Annotated in this window: 17 protein-coding genes; 8 read left to right on the top strand and 9 right to left on the bottom strand. The window is 38.4% G+C overall.

All coding sequences use genetic code 11. From position 1 onward, the window contains the following. Nucleotides 1-601: 601 nt before the first annotated feature. From MTO68_RS03170 to MTO68_RS03140, 7 genes are all read left to right on the top strand, one after another. Nucleotides 602-1,528: a DMT family transporter gene (locus MTO68_RS03170; protein ID WP_244014982.1), complete on the top strand. Its 927-nt coding sequence runs from the start codon at nt 602-604 to the stop codon at nt 1,526-1,528. 24 nt (nt 1,529-1,552) lie between these two features. After that, nucleotides 1,553-2,425 (top strand): LD-carboxypeptidase, encoded by an 873-nt coding sequence (locus MTO68_RS03165; protein WP_244014980.1) that lies wholly within the window; start codon nt 1,553-1,555, stop codon nt 2,423-2,425. 371 nt (nt 2,426-2,796) lie between these two features. Continuing rightward, on the top strand, nt 2,797-3,228 hold the full coding sequence (locus MTO68_RS03160) for a RidA family protein (RefSeq protein WP_244014978.1): 432 nt from the start codon (nt 2,797-2,799) through the stop codon (nt 3,226-3,228). Between the two features lie 22 nt (nt 3,229-3,250). Then, on the top strand, nt 3,251-4,441 hold the full coding sequence (locus tag MTO68_RS03155; RefSeq protein ID WP_239046468.1) for an MFS transporter: 1,191 nt from the start codon (nt 3,251-3,253) through the stop codon (nt 4,439-4,441). 521 nt (nt 4,442-4,962) lie between these two features. Further along, nucleotides 4,963-5,379 carry a lysozyme inhibitor LprI family protein gene (locus MTO68_RS03150; RefSeq protein WP_244014976.1) on the top strand — a complete coding sequence of 139 codons (417 nt, stop codon included), beginning with the start codon at nt 4,963-4,965 and terminating at the stop codon, nt 5,377-5,379. Nucleotides 5,380-5,471: 92 nt separating this feature from the next. Continuing rightward, nucleotides 5,472-5,867 carry a hypothetical protein gene (locus tag MTO68_RS03145; protein WP_228128926.1) on the top strand — a complete coding sequence of 132 codons (396 nt, stop codon included), beginning with the start codon at nt 5,472-5,474 and terminating at the stop codon, nt 5,865-5,867. A gap of 257 nt (nt 5,868-6,124) precedes the next feature. Then, nucleotides 6,125-7,387 carry a mechanosensitive ion channel domain-containing protein gene (locus MTO68_RS03140; RefSeq protein ID WP_004819007.1) on the top strand — a complete coding sequence of 421 codons (1,263 nt, stop codon included), beginning with the start codon at nt 6,125-6,127 and terminating at the stop codon, nt 7,385-7,387. A gap of 168 nt (nt 7,388-7,555) precedes the next feature. Here the strand turns inward: MTO68_RS03140 and MTO68_RS03135 are convergent, their stop codons facing one another. Next, nucleotides 7,556-8,239, bottom strand: coding sequence for a Crp/Fnr family transcriptional regulator (locus MTO68_RS03135; RefSeq protein WP_244014974.1), 684 nt, complete (start codon nt 8,237-8,239; stop codon nt 7,556-7,558). A 476-nt stretch (nt 8,240-8,715) separates the two neighbouring features. On the opposite strand from MTO68_RS03135, the gene MTO68_RS03130 reads away from it, so the two are divergent. Beyond that, complete coding sequence (locus MTO68_RS03130) at nt 8,716-9,288, top strand: HD domain-containing protein (RefSeq protein WP_244014972.1); 573 nt, start codon at nt 8,716-8,718, stop codon at nt 9,286-9,288. Between the two features lie 162 nt (nt 9,289-9,450). On the opposite strand, the gene MTO68_RS03125 is transcribed toward MTO68_RS03130, so the two are convergent. The 8 genes from MTO68_RS03125 to MTO68_RS03090 form a co-directional block, all read right to left on the bottom strand. Next, entirely contained in the window at nt 9,451-10,767 is a 1,317-nt protein-coding gene (locus MTO68_RS03125) for a carbohydrate porin (protein ID WP_244014970.1), read from the bottom strand. A 91-nt stretch (nt 10,768-10,858) separates the two neighbouring features. After that, the gene (fucP, locus tag MTO68_RS03120; protein ID WP_004818999.1) at nt 10,859-12,088 is read right to left on the bottom strand and encodes an L-fucose:H+ symporter permease; all 1,230 of its coding nucleotides are present in this window, start codon (nt 12,086-12,088) and stop codon (nt 10,859-10,861) included. 25 nt (nt 12,089-12,113) lie between these two features. Further along, nucleotides 12,114-12,449: an L-rhamnose mutarotase gene (locus tag MTO68_RS03115; RefSeq protein ID WP_244014968.1), complete on the bottom strand. Its 336-nt coding sequence runs from the start codon at nt 12,447-12,449 to the stop codon at nt 12,114-12,116. Nucleotides 12,450-12,472: 23 nt separating this feature from the next. Further along, nucleotides 12,473-13,261: an SDR family oxidoreductase gene (locus MTO68_RS03110; RefSeq protein ID WP_244014966.1), complete on the bottom strand. Its 789-nt coding sequence runs from the start codon at nt 13,259-13,261 to the stop codon at nt 12,473-12,475. 35 nt (nt 13,262-13,296) lie between these two features. Beyond that, complete coding sequence (locus tag MTO68_RS03105) at nt 13,297-14,121, bottom strand: amidohydrolase family protein (protein WP_244014964.1); 825 nt, start codon at nt 14,119-14,121, stop codon at nt 13,297-13,299. Between the two features lie 244 nt (nt 14,122-14,365). Next, nucleotides 14,366-15,643, bottom strand: a complete 1,278-nt coding sequence (locus MTO68_RS03100) for an L-fuconate dehydratase (protein WP_244014963.1) — start codon at nt 15,641-15,643, stop codon at nt 14,366-14,368. 114 nt (nt 15,644-15,757) lie between these two features. Beyond that, nucleotides 15,758-16,600 carry a fumarylacetoacetate hydrolase family protein gene (locus MTO68_RS03095; RefSeq protein ID WP_244014961.1) on the bottom strand — a complete coding sequence of 281 codons (843 nt, stop codon included), beginning with the start codon at nt 16,598-16,600 and terminating at the stop codon, nt 15,758-15,760. Nucleotides 16,601-16,626: 26 nt separating this feature from the next. Next, complete coding sequence (locus MTO68_RS03090; RefSeq protein WP_004818987.1) at nt 16,627-17,379, bottom strand: SDR family oxidoreductase; 753 nt, start codon at nt 17,377-17,379, stop codon at nt 16,627-16,629. Nucleotides 17,380-17,451 lie beyond the last annotated feature (72 nt).

Raw genomic sequence — 17,451 nt, 5'->3', positions numbered from 1 at the left:
AGTATGATTCACTTTTAAGCATTCCAGCTTGCTGTTTAAATACTCCATAAAACAATAGATTTAGCACAAAAACCAACATCCCTATTGACCTTTCTGACAAATTACATGGTTTTTTTATCAGCTTATATTGGCCTTTTCTATCATTTTTTCCGTCAAAAATGTAAGTCGGTTTTTATTACATTTTTTAATTTCATTAATAAAAAAAAGTACTTGGAATAACCATTAGAATTACCCTAGAACTAAGTCTAAAGCAATTACAAAAAATTTTAGTTTTTTTTTATTTGCCATTTTGTCAGTTAATAATACTCGAACAGCTTGAACCAACCATTACGATGTTGCACCTTTTTTGTGCAAAAAATAGCATATTGAATTTGAGCAGTTTATAAACAAGGATTTCAAGGTTGATTTTTATACAATTTTTATTTCAATCTATTTAAATGCTACTTAAATCCACACAAAAAGAAGTAAGCAAGTGTGTTTTATATTCCTTTTATTGCGTCAATTCATTCTTTTTTTGTATTTCCACAGATTGAAAACAACATTTATACTGCTTGTTCAAATTTACATGTCGTATAGCGACATCGTCAATGCAGTCAAATTCATGAAACTTTCTTTATCCAGTACCCAACTCGGTTCGATTTTCGCACTTGGTGCGGCTTTCTTATTTAGTACCAAAGCTATTTTTATTAAACAGGCTTACGCATTATCACCATTGGTTGACAGCACCGTGCTTATGGCATTGCGAATGGCAAGTGCCTTCCCCTTTTTCCTTTTACTGTGTTGGTTCAATCGCCATCATAATAAAAATATGACAGAAAAAGACTGGGCCTTATTGGTTGCTGCAGGTTTGATGGGCTATTATCTTTCAAGTTGGCTCGACTTCGCTGGTCTGATGTATATCAGTGCTTCGTTAGAACGTATTATTTTATTTCTCTATCCAACACTGACAGTGATTGCCACAAGCTTTATTTATAAGCAAAAACTCAACTTTAGAACCATACTAGCGATTGCATTAAGCTATGGTGGTACAGTGATTGTGATGCTACAAGAGCAAAGCACAGTACCGCATGAAGGAAATTTCTGGCTAGGCGTGAGTTTAGTCTTTGCCAGTGCGGTCTGTTTTGCGACGTACTTACTCATGACCCCACGTTTAATTCAAAAATTTGGTTCATGGAATTACACTGGTTTGGCATTAAGCATTGCATGTTTTGGTACGCTAACCCATTTTATCATTGCAACACCCCAGCCGATTCAACTGCTTACTCAACTTCCGACACAAGTCATTTGGTATGGTATCGCCTTAGGCTTATTGGTGACGGTTTTACCGACGATTTTGGTCGCGCAAAGTATTTCTCGTTTAGGTGCTGCTCAAGCAGCTATGATTGGTTCGATTGGCCCGATCCTAACCATTATTTTGGCTGTGGCTTTGCTCGGTGAGCATATGAATGCGATACAATGGTTTGGTTGTTTACTGAATATCATCGGTGTCATGATGATTACTTTGTCTAAAAAGAAACTTGCACACTAAATTGTGCGGAAGCTTGGAAGGAATATGCATTTTAAAATTGTATCGCCGAGTGCCTGTGTAGATGTTGAAAATATCCAGTTGGCACAGTCGCATTTGGAACAGTTAGGTCATACAGTCAGTTTAGGTGAACATGTATTTTCACAACATCGCTATTTGGCAGGTACAGTTGAACAACGTATTCAAGATTTAAAACAAGCATGTTTAGATCCAAACATTGATGCAATTTGGTGTGGCCGTGGTGGTACCGGCGCTGCAATGTTATTGCCATTTTTAGGTGAGTGGATTTTGAATAAACCCATTATTGGCTATTCAGATACCACCGTGTTATTAAACTATATCGCGATGCATCATGGACAATCTTTACATGCGCCTGTATTTCAGGAAATTGCCGTTAAAAATTTAGACAATAGCCCCCTGTCGTATGATGCTTTAAAAACCATCAGCCTGTTATCTGCGGATATAAACCAACATGATCATTATCCCTTATCCAGCGCAAATGGTTTTGCTCAAGATCAGCACATTGAAGATGTTAAAATCTTAGGCGGAAATCTTACAGTACTGTGTACTTTACAAGGCACACCGTCTGCCTTAAAACTAAATCAGCCGAGTGTTTTACTGATTGAAGATGTAGGCGAACCCTATTATCGAATTGAACGTTCATTGACTCAACTCCTACAAAGTATTGATACTTCAAACTTAAAGGCTTTGGTCTTGGGTGATTTTTATCAATGCCCACAAAAAAATGTCCCGCAAAGTATTGTTGAGATTGTGAAAGAACATCTCGATCCACTGCTCATCCCACTTTACCAATGTGACTGGTTTGGTCATGGTGAAGTCAACCGTCCATTTTGGTTAGGGAAAACGGGCAAGATTGTAGATTCACAACTCATTATTTAACGGCTAGGTTATTTAATGACTGGGTTATTTTAGTACAGGGCTATTTCAGCTCATTGAATATAAAAAATAGCCAATACCTTGCTTAAGATAGGCCTCTACGAAATCCTAGTCAGTGCTTACTGGGATTTCCTAAGAGCATCAAAGCAAAGATAAACAAACTATATACTTTTAATACTGAGCAATACTTCACTTGCATTGTGCTTCTTCTGATTACTTTTCTATATGACGGTTTTCTTGTTTAACAGCCCCTTGATTGTTCATTCATAAATACGATCAGTTGCTTCGGTTTTTTCTTGGCATTTTCACTTGACCTTAAGTTAACTTGAGCTTTGATACTGACGGAAATTTCTAGTCAATCAAAAGAGTCATCCATGAATTCCAGATCAGAATCCGCGCAGATCAAATCGTTCCAAATGATTAACCCAAATACACTTTATAATCCAACAGCATTTGCGTATAGTCATGTGGCTGAAATACGCCATTATTTGCGTATTTTGCATATATCTGGACAAGGTGGTGAAAACCAACAAGGACAATTATCCCAAGATTTTGCACAACAAGTTCATCAAGCTTTTGTCAATCTGCAACATGCCCTACAAGCGGCTGATGCATCATTATTGGATATTGCTGTTTTAAGAGTGCTTGTGGTCGATCACAGTACCAAAAAACATCAGTTTTTAATTCAGGAAATGCAACAACTTTGGAAAGATCAACCTTTCCCTGCGTGTACACTGATTCCTGTCCCGTGTCTTGCTTTACAAGGAATGCTCATTGAAATTGAAGCAACTGCCTATTGTATGTAACTCCAAGAACTAGGATATTTTTATGAATGCTCAACTCGATATTAGCCAAAATAAAGCATTACTTTGGCTGATGGCGATTGCCTGCGGTTTATGCGCAGGAGCAAACTATTATAGTCAGCCGCTGATTCACTCGATTCAACTCTATTTCAACATGCCAGAATCACAAGTGGCACTTACAGTGACCTTTGCCCAAGTATCTTATGCGCTTGGTCTTTTATTCATTGTGCCCATGGGTGATATTGTCAATAAAATCAAATTTATTCCTTGGTTAATGTTTTGTGCTGCGATTGGTTTATTGATGTGTGCTTTTGCTGTCAATTTACCCATGCTTTGGGTTGGCACAATTATTACAGGTCTATTTTCAGTTGCGGCTCAGGTGTTAATCCCTCTTGCAACGATGGCAGTTAAACCTGAAAAAACAGGTGAAGTTGTTGGCTTTTTAATGAGTGGGCTTTTAGTCGGGTTATTGCTTTCCACCAGTCTTGCCGGTTTGTTATCTAACCTGTTTAACTGGAAACTGATTTACTTTGTCAGTGCGGTATTAATGTTGATTCTTGCCTATTTATTGAAAAAACGTTTGCCACATGTACCTGTGTTTAAAATGAGTTATGGCAAAATTTTCTACTCAATGGGTGTGTTGTTAAAAGAAGAACGTCGTTTAGTCTATCGTGCAATTATTGGTGGCTTTGCATTTGCAGCCATGAGTATTTTATTTTCAACGATTGCTGTTTTACTGACTTCTGAACCGTTTAAATTACCTGATGTTTTGGTTGGTGTTGCAACGATCATTGGGGTATTTGGTGCTTTAGCCACTGCAAAAATTGGTAAAATCGCAGACCGTGGACATACCAGTATCCTGACATGGATTGGGGTAGCGTTGATGATCATCAGTTGGGCATTGCTTTATTTCGGTGGAAAGTACCTCACCAGTTATATTTTAGGGTATGGCCTGATTAGCTTTGGACTCGCTGTGGTTCATACCAGCAATCAAAATATCATTTTCCGTTTACGCCCAGATGCCAAATCTCGGATTAACTCTATCTATATGACAGCCTATTTCACAGGTGGTGCATGTGGTTCCGCTTTAGGGGTTTATGCATGGCATCATGGAGGTTGGACCATGACTTGTCTTGTCGGTGTATGTCTGGTTATGGGGTCTGCACTATTTTCTCTGCTAGATCGTCTATATCTCAATAGAGCACAGACCATTTAAAGCATTCTAAAATCAAAATCCTTCAAAATTTGAGGGATTTTGATTTTTTAAGAAACTTATTATTTTAATAAAAATACGGATACCCAAATCATTCTATTTGAATAATATTCACTGTAACTATTGTGTGAAAAAACCGATCATAATATATTCACATCAATAGTCTGCGATAACATTCCAAAAAATGCGATGTACACAATTTCAATTTAAATGAATATGCGGGTTACTATCTTGAAGCTATATGAATAAACAGTTGAGGAGCAGTAATTGTACGGAAAATAAATCTCAGAGCTTTAAAGAAATTTGTACAGGACAATCTATATTTTTGGAAAAAAACATCCAAATATCCATGATTATTCAAATTTAAAGTTGATACACTTTGGTCAAAATGATACCTCTGTTTGTCTTTGTTTGTCTTTGTTTGTCTTTGCTAAAGCGTGATTGACGATACTCAAGCAAGGTTTTATTCAGCTCGCACAACAGTCAACATTCATCCTGATAGATCAATCAAGAGTTTATCCCTTATGAAAAAAATACGATTAGCATGCTTACCGATCAGTTTTTTATGTTCTTTTTCAAGCTTGGTCTTCGCTGCACCAATAGGAAATGAAAACTTATTAAGCCAAGCTTTTATAAACTGTGACAACAGTGCCCAAGGTATTATAGAACAGGCAACTTGTCTAAAAGATGAGGCTGAACGTCAAGATGCGCGATTGAATAGTACCTATAAAAAATTACAATCGCATTTGAGTGCTACCCAGAAAACAAAACTGGTTGCATCACAACGCATTTGGCTACAATCACGTCAAAGTGATGCTGAACTGGAAACAACGCTGTATGGTCAATCACAGCCAGACAACTTGCAAACTGAACTTAATGATATACAGCGTATCGCAGGCCGTACTGCACAATTGCAACGCTATCTGAATTTACTTCAATAATGCGAATCAAAGCATAGAGATATTCAAGAACGAACATCGAGATCAAGATAAAACTAAAGGTCAAATATATGAAAAAATTTAAAAGTACTACATTGTTGTTCATCTCTCTTCTTCCTTTTGCAGCTTTTGCCGATGATGAAATGTCTCGTCCCCTTCCAGATGATTCTTATATTCATGCCAAATTAAGCAGCAGTTATGGCCAATGTATCAAGCAAAGTGGTGCAGTAACATTTGAAATGCAAAGCTGTATGGACCAAGAATATGCCCAACATAAGAACCGCGTTCAACAGGCCTTTGCCAAAATCATCAGTCGTCCAGACAGTGTGAAAAAAGACCGGCAGATGGATGAAATCGCAGCATGGTGGGAAAACACCGACAAGTATTGTAATTGGGATCCGAAAACCGAAGGACAAGGACAAATGTTAGATGCACAGTCTTGCCGTCTGAACCGTATTGCCAATCTTGCGGATAAAATCAGCCACTATTGAGTCTCACAAATTAAAACTTAGCATCCCATCGTATTCAATAAAGTACTGTTGATTGGCATATAGTGATCCGCGAAACTAGGCTTACCTATGCCCAACGGTTGCATACTTATCTTCACATATTCACTTGGACTTTCTGAGAGTCTGTCAATCTTGTTGAGTAAGTAATTGATGCCCGAATGTAGCTAAAAAGTATTTTTATAAATTATTGTCATTCACAATCAATACAATAGCGTATCTGCTATTTTGAGGTTGTACTTTTGGATAAATTTGCCTTCTTAAAGAATATTCAGGAATGGTCTGATCAGTATCCATGGCTAGAGATGCTAACATCATTATCCATTCTAATTTTTTTCGCCTTTGTCGCAAATTATATTGCAAAACAAGTTGTTGTCCGTGGGATTCGTAAACTTATTTCAAAAATGAAGTTTGCACACAGTGAAATTTTTTCCCAGCATAGTGTTATCCGCAGAGTGGCGAATATTGTTCCTGCAATTGTTATTTTAAATGGTATTACCACAGTTCCACATTTGTCCTTAAAAGCGGTTGGCCTGATACAAATGGCTGCACAGGCGTTTATCTTCCTGACCATTGCATTGGCCATCAGTGAACTTTTAAATGTTTTCAATTTGCTTTATCAACGTAATCCAAAATCACTGAATAAGCCCATCAAAGGCTATCTTCAACTGATCAAGTTGATTCTGTTTATCGTTTGTGGTCTGCTGATCTTAGGTACCTTCTTAAAGAAAGATGTTTTTACCCTGCTTGCTGGTTTTGGTGCGATGGCAGCGGTATTATTACTGGTTTTTCAAAATACGATTCTGTCCTTGGTAGCATCGGTGCAAATCTCTTCCTACGATATGGTTCGTATCGGTGACTGGATTGAAATGCCAACATTAAATGCAGATGGTGATGTTATTGATATGTCCTTACATACCATTACCGTACAGAATTTTGATAAAACCTTTACCACAATTCCGACCAATAAGTTGGTGACGGACACCTTTAAAAACTGGCGTGGGATGAAATTGTTGGGGGCGAGACGCATTAAGCGCTCAATCTTTATTGATCAAACCAGCATTCATTTTATTACCCATGAAGAACAACAGAAATTAAAAGCGTTCCTGTTACTGGATCAATATCTGGATAATAAACAATCTGAATTGGACAGCTTTAATCAACAATTTGAAGATCAGTCAGTTTATAACCAGCGCCGCCTAACCAATATTGGAACATTTCGGGCCTATGTCGAGTTCTACTTAAAACAACACGCTGGTATTGCTAAAAACCAATCCCTAATTATCCGTCAGTTACAACCAACGAGTGAGGGATTACCGCTGGAAATCTATGCATTTGCCAATACAACGGTATGGAATGATTATGAAGCAATCCAGTCTGATATATTTGACCATCTGATGGCAATTATCCCTGAATTTGGGCTAAAAATTTATCAGGCTCCTTCTGGTTCAGATTTACGTTCATTGTCAAAACATGCTGAAAGTAGTTCGGAACTTCTGTCCTGAGTTGTTCATTTACATCAAAAAAGCCCATGCGGTAACCATGGGCTTGCTTGCAATGAAAGAAGAAGGTTTGTAGCGTCCTCCATAATCAATTCAAAGCATAAACTTGACGGCTAAAACCCTCACTAAATATCTTGAACATAATTCTATTTTTATTTCACCGCTATCTAATTATAAAAGGTCTATCGGTTCTATTTCAGCGAGATAGTCATTATCCAAAACTTTTAACGTTTTATTTTTAAGCTGAATGATGTTTAAGTCTGATAAATCTTTTAAAATCCGATTTAGCTGTCTGGTCGAAATTCCTAACATAGCAGCAATAGAATCACGTTTTTCCAAGTGAATCATACTCCCCTCCATTTCCACCCTAATTGCTAAATATTTACGTACTTTTATAAATGCTGGAAGCGTTGCATTTGTTAACAGTTGAGTAGAAGCATATAATTTTTGACTGAGATGAGAGCAGATAAAACGTAGAAAAGCTGGATCGTTAAACGCATATTGCTCAATTTTGTTCAGGGATATCTCGAGAATATCCGCTTTTGAAATCGCAGTCACCGTACTTACTGTACCTATATCTCTATCTAAAAAAAGCTCTAAATCACCAATCACGGAAAAAGCCCTTTCAATAGAGAATACGGCACAACTCCCATCTTTTTGGTAATGTTCTACTTGTAATTTTCCATTCACAAGTAAATAGAGGCTACTTAGCGAGCTTCCTTGTGCAAGCAGATACTCACCTGCTTCTATTTGTTTTAATAAGAAATTTTCTAACAATATTGGAGAAAAATAACGCGATAAAAAAAACTTATCGATATAATTCTGTATTAATTCATCATTACTACTAGTCCTCATCTTTCACGACTCTTCATTCAAAACTATCTATATTTTCAAAGTCTTTATCAATATTTGAAACCTATACTGGGCCTAGATAATAGGTAATAAACAGTGACATGACCCAAGTTATCTTCTTGAGACAAGGTATTTTACGGTCAATATAAAAAAAGGTCATCTGTCCTTTTTTTAATTTATCTTGAAGCATAAGCTGTAGACCACTCCAATAGCCAAAGTTGTGTCACGATGAGCCCCTTACTGATCCATATACAATGCTTCGGCTGATAAATTTACAATGCAGCGATCAACGCATACGCCTAAATTGAAGATGTTAGCAAAAAGTCATCTGGATATTATGTTATTGATTGCTTCTATTTAATACATAAGCCTGTAGCTGCTCTCGTAGTAACCAGAATCAAAACAGATTACTTTAAAAAGCATTTATTAAGCTTATTAAAAGTAAAAATCTATAATTTTGATAGGAATAAGAAACCGAAATGAATACTGACATTATTAAAGGTCGTCTACTCTTTTTGAAAGAGGCTGAAAACCTGAAAAATATAATGCGTTCCTCTCATACCTCTAAAGGTAGAATTGAAAGTACAGCCGAGCATACATGGAGGCTTGCCCTGTTAGCTCTTGTATTTGAAGATGAATTAAAATATCTAAACTTTTCAAAGGTTTTAAAGATGTGTCTTGTTCATGATTTAGGCGAGACAATCAATGGTGATGTTCCAGCGACTGAAAAGAAAAACCATCCAGATAAAGACGTTCAAGAACGTAACGATCTATTATTACTTACTCAATCCCTAGATGCTCCCCTAAGAAACACCATACTTGGGTTATGGGAAGAATATGAAGCTGGTCTAACGCAAGAAGCTGTTGCAGTAAAGGCTTTGGATAAGCTAGAAACAATTTTACAGCATAATCAAGGAATTAATCCTGATGACTTTGATTATGAGTTTAATCTTAGCTATGGTGAAAAATATACAGATAAACATCCATTATTTAAAAGTATCCGTGCCCTCATGGATACAGAAACAATGCAAAAAATTAATAACAGCAAATAGAGATAAAAAGTCCATGCTCTAACCATGGGCTTGCTATAAAAAACTATATCATTTATAAATTCACACCTTTAATAGCGACAGATTTTATTGTGTCAGATAATTGACAAATTAAAACTGAGTCTAGAAGTCAACTCAGTTTTAATAGTTAAGCGTATTCAATATTTAGAAATTCATATTAAATTTCACCCCACCGACCCATGCATCACCATAGGCTTTATTGGCACCAATATTTTTTACATATTGAATATTTGGACGTACTGTCAACCAACGAGTCGCTTTTAAGCCATAATAAATTTCTGCATCCAATTCATCATCAAACTTTTCATTCTCGACTTTGCCATTAAATTTGATCGCATCAGTATTTACCCCAATCCGTGCTAATCCGATTCCAATTTCATCGCTTGGGCGAGCATCAAATAATCCCTTATAGACCACTGCAATATTTTGCGCATCGCTATATGCACTGGTTTTGTCATCATAAAAAGTGGCTTGCCCCATCAGGGTCAAACCACGAGATTCATCGCCATGATGGCGAGTCAATTGTTGCTTTGCTGAAAGCCATGCAGCCCATTTATGATGATCAGCATCAAATTTTTGGGAGATTCCCGGAGCAGAATAATCCACCTGAACATTCTGCGTATCCACCGTACTTGCAAAATATCCAAGTCGGTACTCTCCTGGTAAACTCAAATTGTTACTGGTTTTTTTTGGTTGCCAGACAATTTCCAATGGAATCACTGCACCATCTGAGCCATCTGTACTTAAGTTAAAACCATCACTGGCAGTAGTCGCATTGGCGTTGACCGTATTACGTTCATAAATTCCCATTTGAACGGCCAATTCTGGGTGAATATTGTATTTAACTCTTCCTGCCCATTGGCTGACAGGACCGTTATACCATTGATCTCCAGCCCAATTGGCAACCTGTCCACCACATAAAGCAAGGTTTTGAAATTCACAATCAAAACCTGCAAAGTCTTCACCAATACCAAAACGCCCTAGTTTTACATCCAATCGCTGATCTACAAATTTTTTCTTAATCCATAAGTCTGTTAAACGCCAAGTTTGTCCTCGACCATAGACTTCTTGCGTTTGGTTAAATTGAGGTGCCATAACATCCGCTTCAGTATTCAGGGCTTTTCCACCACGATGGGTAATGACAATTTTTGCTTCTGTATCACGCCAACCCAATATCTTATTTAAATCAAAGTTTGCACCAAATGCCCACTGATCAGCATAAACATTGCCCTTACCATCACGATCTGCATTGATGACACCTGCGAACTCACCTGTATAACCGATATTAAAGTCATAGCCTTGGTCCTTTAACTCAGTTCTTTTACCATTCCAATCTCCAAACATCCATGGGCTATCTACACGAAAAGCATCTGCTGCCATGGCAGAGCTCATCGTTAAACCACTTGATAATGCAAGGATTGCGAAGTGTACTTTTCTACGGCTTCCATTTTGAATTTTCATTATATTGTCCTTAATCCTATAATTTTCGCCTTTTATTATTAAATGGCGGTGTTATCACGCTTATCGCACTCACTGCGATAAAATCGGGATATTAATTGATCTGTGCCAATGCGATTTTTTGATAACTCTTCGCATAGAAAAATACGATCACAAAGCAGATCAATGGCAATAGATAGGAAATATGAGTTCCATAGTGATCAGCCAATTTCCCCATGAAAAAAGGCATGATTGCACCGCCCACAATCGCCATGATCATAAATGAGCTACCAATTTTTGTTTTAGATCCTAGATTCTTTACTCCCATCGCAAAAATGGTCGGGAACATAATCGACATAAAGAAGAAAATACCAATCGCTGCAATCACTGAAATATACTCAGCGCCAGATAAAATCACGATACACAGCACACTGTTAATCACGGCATAAATCAGCAACAAATGGTTGGCAGATATTTTTGACATGATGCCTGTACTGACAAACCGCCCAATCAGAAAAGCCAGCATGGCAATAGATAAGAAATATGCGCCTTGTTGGCTTGAACTCTGTGGCCAAGTTTCTACCACCAAGTTAATGAAAAATGCACCTACCCCCACCTGCGCGGCGACATAGAAAAACAGGGTGATGACGCCAAATTTAAATTCTGCGTGTGACCACATCGATGCATTGTTATTTTGAAGATTGGCTGCATCCAGTTTCGCCTCATTTTCACGCAAATCAGGTAGTTTTGCTTTAGCAAAAAATACAATCAAAACAATGACAATTGCGGCAATACCAACATAGGTATAGGTCACAGCATCAAAACTTGCAGCACTGTCACCCTCTACAGAGTTAAAGAAAAATAAACCGCCAATCAGTGGACCAAAGAATTGCCCTAGACCATTAAAAGACTGAGATAAATTGAGCCGCTGTTCAGCAGTTGACGGATGTCCCAATGCAGATGAGTAAGGATTTGCAGCTGTTTCTAAACAACCTAATCCCAAGGCAAGTACAAATAATGCAAATAAGAAAAAACTAAATGTCATCATATTTGCGGCAGGGACAAAGAGCAGTGCCCCGATTGCATAAAGGGAAAGACCGAGAATAATCCCAGCTTTGTAGCCTTTTTTTTCGATAAATAAACCCGCAGGTAATGCAATCACAAAATAGGCACCAAAATACGCAGCCTGAATCAGCCCCGATTGTGCTTTAGAAATGTGCAAAGCTTCCTGAAAATGTTTATTTAAAACATCGACCAAACCATACGACAATCCCCACATAAAGAAGAGTGTCGTGACCAATATCAACCCCATCCTAAATTGAGGTTCTGTAATTTTTGCCTTCATGGCTGAATTCCTTATATCATTCGGATTATTGTTTTAGATCAAATATTTTTTCCATTTCGATCCATTTTTCACCACGTTTTGCACTAGGCAGTACTTGCTGGTACTGCGACATCAAACTTTCCCACTCAAGATTTTTCGGTTCTGAAACAGCAACATTTTCTGCAACATCAGGGTCATAATCGTCGGTAGTATCCATGATCATAAAAAGATGATTTTCGACTTGCCAAATCTGCATATCCAGCACACCACGATTGCGAATATTGGTGATGATTTCGGGCCATACTTTTTGATGATACTGCTGATATTGTTGAATCTTTTCAGCATCATCCACTAGGTCTAAAGCCAAACAATAGCGTTTCATTTTTCGCTCCACTTTGCGGCATATCAGTCTTCGTTTTGATCTAAGGCTCGATCTAAATGGGTATAACCACCATCGACATATAAAAGTTGTCCAGTGGTATGCGAAGAACGATCAGACAGTAAAAATACCGTGGTATCTGCAATTTCATTGGTCGTCGTCATACGATGACCAAACGGAATATTTTGGGTAATTTGTGCTAACTTTTGGGTTGGGTTATCAAAGCTATCTACCCAGCGTTGATAAAGTGGTGTCATGACTTCAGCAGGTAAAACCGCATTGACTCTGACACCATCATCTTTAAATTGCGCTGCCCACTCTCGTGTTAAAGCCAATCGGCCACCATTTGCAGCAGCATATCCACTGGTATGTCCCTGCCCTGTGACTGCGACTTTAGAACCAATATTGACAATGCTGCCTTTGCTTTGTTTGAGATGCGGTATGCAAAAGTGAGCCATTGTAAAATAATGAATCAGGTTTTTATCTAAAGACTGTCTAAACGCATCAATACTGTCTTCAAGTCCGACATTGTCATTTATTCCTGCATTGTTGACTAAACCATCCAGACGTCCATATAGGTCAATGACATTCTGAACTTTTTCTTGGCAGGCTTTTTCATCAGTCAAGTCCAGTTGATGGAAGGAGTAGTTTGCCTCTGTTCCCTGTAAAGATATTTCAAATTCGGAACTCAGGTCTGAACGACCAAAAATGGCAACCGTTGCACCTTCTTGTGCGAGCAATAATGAAATTGCGCCACCAATTCCTGCACCACCACCCGTAACGATAAAGACTTTATTTTTGAGGTGTAAATCCATCTTTCCTATCTCCTATATTTAAAATCTTTTAAATTTCATAGCTTATATAAGCGCTTAGGTGTATCTATTTCGACTTGTTGACGTTCTGAGGCACTCCATTTGCATGTCCATTCATCCCAAAATGCCAATAATGTTTCATAACGATGGGTCGCAAAAGACACAGGCCAATCAGAACCCCAAAGCAAGCGTTCAGGACCAAAAAGTTCTAAAGCAATATCGAGGTGGGCTTGAAAATCCTGTGCTTTGCAGTGTGCGCCCGCCTCTGTCACCAAACCTGAAATTTTGCAATTTACATGCGCTAAAGCGGCTAATTCTTTCATGCTCTTTTTCCACACAGAAAAACCTTCACTGGAATACATCTGAGGTTTTGCTAAATGATCTATTACCAACTCATATTGATCATGCTGTTGGGAAAATTTTACGGCTGCATCCAAATCTTTCTGGTGAATCAAAACGCCATAAAGCAACTCAGCCTGCTGAATTTTTTCTACGCCCAGATTAAATTGGTGGTTGTTCAACATATAGGCTGTAGGATCAGGCTCATCTTGAAGCATGTGACGAAAGCCTTTTATCCGCTTATTTTGTTTGAATTTTTCCAACTGTATTTCAGCGTCTTTTTTAAAATCAAACCATGCCACAATGCCTTTGATGATAGAGTGTTGCTCTGCCAGCCCATTCAGATATTCATTTTCCACCCAAGAAGGTCTTGCCTGAACAGCGATCAAACCCTCTATTCTGGCAGGCAATTGTGCCAACAAATCTTCAGGCGACATATCTTGTGCAATGACACTTAAATCACCCGTCATCCACGGGAATTCAACTGGATTGTATTTCCAAAAATGAATATGACTATCAATCACTTATATACTCCTTGTGGCTTTATGCACTTTCATTCTTTCCAGATTGGATGAACGTTAAAATCACCCTTAAAAACTCATCCACGATAAAACCACAAATCAGTTAGATTTACTTTATGAATCATGTCCTGTGGTACTAAAATTTGTTGACATTTCAACCATGTATTGTATATCAGACTGATCTAATAGTACTTGCATACCACTTCCCTTTGGCATGCATGAGCTTGACCCTCAATAACTCAGTCAATCAACCCTTAAATCGATATTTCTCTATGGATGCCTGTTTCATTTCAATTGAAAAACCCGCGAGTGTTGGAGGCATATAAGCTGCATTTTGAATCACACAAGGATCGATAAAGTGCTCATGTAAATGGTCAACGTATTCTGTGACACGACCTTCTTTGGAAGTTGAGAACCATAAATAATCAATCATAGAAAGATGCTGAACATATTCACATAAGCCTACGCCACCTGCATGCGGACAAACTTTAAGTTTGTATTTTGCGGCCATCAGTAATACAGCTAATACCTCGTTAATTCCTCCCATTCGACAAGCATCAATCTGAACAATATCAATTGCTTCACGCATAATAAATTGTTTAAACATGATGCGATTCTGGCACATTTCACCTGTAGCCACTTGAATCGGCTGAATCGCAAATCGAATAGCACGATGCGCTTCGACATCATCAGGTGATGTTGGTTCTTCAATAAACCATGGGGTTGAAAATGCCAACTGTTTAACCCAGTCGATGGCTTGTTCACGTTCCCAAATCTGATTGGCGTCAATCATTAAATGACGGTCAGGACCAATAATGTCACGCGCAATCTTGACACGGCGCTTATCCTCTTCAATATCGCGACCCACTTTTAATTTGATATAGTTAAAGCCTTCATCAACAGCTTCCTGACAAAGCCGTGCAAGTTTTTCATCGCTATAACCTAACCAGCCGGCTGAAGTTGTATAACAAGGATAGCCTTCTACACGCAGGGTATTCTCACGTTGTGCTTTACCAATCTCATTAGATTTCAATAAATCCAAAGCTTCCTCAGGCGTAATACAGTCGGTTAAATAACGAAAATCAATACAGTTCACTAACTGTTCAGGAGTCATATCTGCAACCAGTTTCCAAACCGGTTTAGCTTCGCTTTTCGCCCATAAATCCCAAATTGCATTGACCACTGCACCTGTCGCTAAATGCATCGCCCCTTTGTCTGGACCAATCCAGCGCAATTGACTATCCGAAGTTAAATGTCGCCACATCAAAGCAGGATTTTTCTTAATTTCATCGATATCTAGACCAATAACAAGATGACGCATCGCTTCAATTGCTGCACAGCAAATTTCATTACCACGACCAATGGTAAATGTCAGACCATGTCCTGTCAGCGCTGGATGATCCGTCTTTAAGATGACATAAGCAGCTGAATAATCTGGATCTGGATTCATTGCATCTGAACCATCCAACTGCTGTGAAGTAGGGAAACGAATATCCAATACTTCTAAATCCGTTATTTTTAACATTCCTATTCCTTTTTTAAATTCTGAGCTTTTTTAAAGACAAGTCTTCCTAAGACATCGAATTTAAATGCCTCTTTTGTATTACTTAAAAATTAAATCTATTGAGATAAATCTGGCTTATTCAGCATCAACAACTTTCTGTTGTTGTTCGCCTAATCCCTCAATACCTAACCGCATCACTTGCCCTGCTTTTAAATACACAGGTGGTTTTTGCCCAAGTCCTACACCTGGCGGTGTGCCTGTAGAAATTACATCACCTGCCTGTAAACTCATAAACTGACTTAAATAGCTCACAATGGTTGGTACATCAAAAATCATGGTATCGGTATTGCCATCCTGATAACGATGACCATCGACCTCTAACCAAATTTTCAAATTATGTGGATTTTCAATTTCATCTTTGGTGACTAACCATGGACCGGTTGGACCAAAAGTATCGCAGCCTTTTCCTTTATCCCAAGTTCCTGTGCCTTCAAGCTGAAATGTGCGTTCAGAAACATCGTTAATCACGCAATAACCTGCAACATAGTCCATTGCCTGTTCTTTACTAATGTAACGGCCATCTTTACCAATGATGACACCCAATTCAACTTCCCAGTCTGTCTTGAATGAATTCTTTGGAATTTCCACATTATCATTTGGTCCAACCACTGCACTGGTCCATTTATTGCAAACCACTGGTTCAGCGGGAACTTCTGCACCTGTTTCTGCGGCATGGTCAGAATAATTCAAACCAATGCAGATAAATTTACCGATATTACCCACACATGCACCAAGGCGCACACCCTCAGCAACCAAAGGCAGACTCGATAAATCCAGATTTCGAATTTGATCTAACTCGGCCGCAAGCACCTGACCATTGATGTCTTGAATCACTGAGGACAAATCCCGAATTTGTCCCTGTGGATCTAAGATTCCTGGCTTTTCCTGTCCTTTTACACCATATCTTAATAATTTCATTGTTCTATCCTAGATCTGCTTGAAAATTAATTTGACCAACCACCATCGATCATATTGATGGTTCCAGTTGTGAATGAGGATTCATCACTTGCAAGATAGAGTGCGAGTGCTGCTATTTCTTCTGCTTTACCGACTCGTCCCATAGGTTGGCGAGCAACGAACTGAGCATAGACTTCATCAATGGTTTTGTTTTGTTCTTTTGCTTGAGCTTCAATACGATCATGCAGTGAAGGAGAATCCACAGTTCCCGGACAAATCGCATTGCAACGGATCCCTTGACCGATAAAATCAGCTGCTATGGATTTGGTCATACCAATGACTGCCGCTTTAGTGACACTATAGGAAAAGCGGTTCGGCACACCTTTGATACTTGATGCCGCTGAAGACATATTGATAATTGAGGCATTGGCACTTTTCAGCATTGCTGGTAAAAAAGCCTGAATCATGTGGTACATCGAATCTACATTCATTGTAAAAGCACGTTGCCACTGTGTTTCATCACATTCTAAGATTGAACCCGCTGGAACCCAACCTGCACAATTAAACAACACATCGACTTTCTGATATTTTTTAGAAAATTCAATAATTTGCTGAGGATTAGTAATATCTAAATATTCAACTTGAATATTGTCAGAATGACTTTTGAGTTGTTCAAGCAGCTCCAAATTAATGTCTGTTGCGATTACTTTTGCACCTTGTTCTGCAAAGCTTAATGCAGTGGCTCTACCAATTCCCTGAGCTGCTGCCGTAATCACACACGTTTTATTTATCAATCTCATACCTTCGTCCCTGCTTTTTACTTTATACTATGGTAAATGCCAAATTGACTAGACCAATTAATTGGTCTAGTC

The sequence above is a fragment of the Acinetobacter sp. NyZ410 genome, from assembly GCF_022828975.1.
GTDB classification, from domain to species: Bacteria; Pseudomonadota; Gammaproteobacteria; order Pseudomonadales; family Moraxellaceae; genus Acinetobacter; species Acinetobacter guillouiae.
This window is presented reverse-complemented; position numbering and strand designations above follow the sequence as displayed.

Coding starts and splice junctions, on each gene's coding strand:
- MTO68_RS03170 (WP_244014982.1), top strand. CDS start 602: ATGAAACTTTCTTTATCCAGTACCCAACTCGGTTCGATTTTCGCACTT.
- MTO68_RS03165 (WP_244014980.1), top strand. CDS start 1,553: ATGCATTTTAAAATTGTATCGCCGAGTGCCTGTGTAGATGTTGAAAAT.
- MTO68_RS03160 (WP_244014978.1), top strand. CDS start 2,797: ATGAATTCCAGATCAGAATCCGCGCAGATCAAATCGTTCCAAATGATT.
- MTO68_RS03155 (WP_239046468.1), top strand. CDS start 3,251: ATGAATGCTCAACTCGATATTAGCCAAAATAAAGCATTACTTTGGCTG.
- MTO68_RS03150 (WP_244014976.1), top strand. CDS start 4,963: ATGAAAAAAATACGATTAGCATGCTTACCGATCAGTTTTTTATGTTCT.
- MTO68_RS03135 (WP_244014974.1), bottom strand. CDS start 8,239: ATGAGGACTAGTAGTAATGATGAATTAATACAGAATTATATCGATAAG.
- MTO68_RS03130 (WP_244014972.1), top strand. CDS start 8,716: ATGAATACTGACATTATTAAAGGTCGTCTACTCTTTTTGAAAGAGGCT.
- MTO68_RS03125 (WP_244014970.1), bottom strand. CDS start 10,767: ATGAAAATTCAAAATGGAAGCCGTAGAAAAGTACACTTCGCAATCCTT.
- fucP (WP_004818999.1), bottom strand. CDS start 12,088: ATGAAGGCAAAAATTACAGAACCTCAATTTAGGATGGGGTTGATATTG.
- MTO68_RS03115 (WP_244014968.1), bottom strand. CDS start 12,449: ATGAAACGCTATTGTTTGGCTTTAGACCTAGTGGATGATGCTGAAAAG.
- MTO68_RS03110 (WP_244014966.1), bottom strand. CDS start 13,261: ATGGATTTACACCTCAAAAATAAAGTCTTTATCGTTACGGGTGGTGGT.
- MTO68_RS03100 (WP_244014963.1), bottom strand. CDS start 15,643: ATGTTAAAAATAACGGATTTAGAAGTATTGGATATTCGTTTCCCTACT.
- MTO68_RS03095 (WP_244014961.1), bottom strand. CDS start 16,600: ATGAAATTATTAAGATATGGTGTAAAAGGACAGGAAAAGCCAGGAATC.
- MTO68_RS03090 (WP_004818987.1), bottom strand. CDS start 17,379: ATGAGATTGATAAATAAAACGTGTGTGATTACGGCAGCAGCTCAGGGA.